Genomic DNA, 1,675 nt, shown 5'->3' on the forward strand with positions numbered 1-1,675 from the left:
GCCAGGGGTCGTGCAGCGGGTCGGCGTCGGCGCGGCACATCGTGGCCAGCGCGGTGTTGAGCTCCTGCAGCGGCGCCGGGCGCGGGGCCAGGGTGACGCGGGCCAGGTCCTCGGGCGTGACGTGGATCCGCAGCACGGTGCCCCCTCCCGTCGGCCGTCCATCCTTGAGCCCTCAACCTAAACGATCGCCCGCCCCGGGCCGTACGGCCGAACCTGGCCCCATGACCAGCGACTTCAGCCGCCTCGCCTCCCTCGCCTCCCTCGCCTCCTTCACCCTGGACCGGCGCGCCTTCACCCGGGCCGCGCTGGCGGCCCCCGCCGCCCTCCTGCTGCCGGGCCCCGCGGCCGCCGCGGCCCCGGGCGACGCCGTCCTGACCCTGCCCGCGCCGAGGGGCCCGTACCCGGTGGGCTGCCGCAGCGTGTACCTGGCCGACCCCTCGCGGCCCGACCCGCTGTCACCCGAACTGCCGGTGCGGGAGCTGATGTTGACGTTCCTCTACCCGGCCGCCCCTTCCTCCGCCGCCCGCGCGCCGCAGCTGCCGCCCGGGGCCGCGGACTGCTTCGGACTGGTCGTCCCGAACACGCCGCTGGGGCTGCCCTCCGCGGGCGTGGACTGGCGCGCCACGCTCACCCACTCCCGCCCCGACGCGCCGGTGCGGCGGGGGCGTCCCGGGCGGTGGCCGGTGCTGGTGCACAGCCCGGGCGGCGGCGACCCGCGCGGTCTGGGGACGTGCCTGGCCGAGGAGTTGGCCTCGCACGGCGCGGTGGTGGTCCTGGTCGACCACCCGGGGGACGCGTTCGCGGTGGAGTTCCCGGGCACCACCGCGTTTCGCGACGATCCCGTCCGCGCCACCGTCCTGCGTGGCGACCCGCGCGACGAGCCGCCGCTGTGGCGCACCCTGCTCGAAACCCGGGTCGCCGACCTGCACTTCGTCCTCGACCGCCTCCACCACGCCGCCGACCTGCCGCTGCCGCCGGGCCTCGCCGCCGCCCTCGACCTCGGCCGCCTCGCGGTGTACGGGCACTCGCTGGGGGCGAGCGCGGCCACCGAGGTGTTCCACGAGGACCGCCGGGTGCGCGCCGCCGTCAACCTGGAGGGCTACCTCGACCACCCGCCCACCGCCCCGGGCGCCGACCCCGAGCCGCTGCGGATCACGGCGCAGGGCACGGACCGCCCGCTGCTCCTGCTCGGCAGCGAGCTCTTCCCCCACCGGGAGGAACTCGACCGCTCCTGGTCCGCCCTGGCCGCCCGCTCCCCGGGGCCGGTGCGCCGCGTCCGCGTGCCCGCCGTCAACCACTGGGCGTTCACCGACTACGCCGCGATGGTCCCCCAGCTCCAGTCCGCCGGCCTGCTGACCCCCGCCCACCGCGACACCCTCGTCGGCCCTCTCCCCCCGACCACCGCCCTCCCCCTCCTCCACACCACCGTCCGCCACTTCCTCACCCACCACCTCACCCCCAGCCCCTGACCCGCCCTGCGCAGGAAGTCGGCGGGGCCGACTTCCTGCACACCCCACACACCCCCACAGACATCGCCGCTACGGACCGTACGAGCAGCGCCCCCCAATTTCCCCAACCCGAGCCCGACCACCCCCGCGTCGGCCAGCCGGTGCACGTACGCCTGCAACTGCGCCGCTGTACGGCCCAGCTTGATACCGGTGGTGAGCAGCAGCTC

General features: G+C 76.6%; 1 protein-coding gene. It reads left to right on the forward strand.

What is annotated here, in order from left to right:
• Positions 1-221 precede the first annotated feature (221 nt).
• Positions 222-1,469, forward strand: a complete 1,248-nt coding sequence (locus ABZW03_RS40585) for an alpha/beta hydrolase (RefSeq protein ID WP_355269863.1) — start codon at positions 222-224, stop codon at positions 1,467-1,469.
• Positions 1,470-1,675: the final 206 nt, after the last annotated feature.

The sequence above is a fragment of the Kitasatospora sp. NPDC004799 genome, from assembly GCF_040609095.1.
Taxonomy (GTDB): Bacteria; Actinomycetota; Actinomycetes; order Streptomycetales; family Streptomycetaceae; genus Kitasatospora.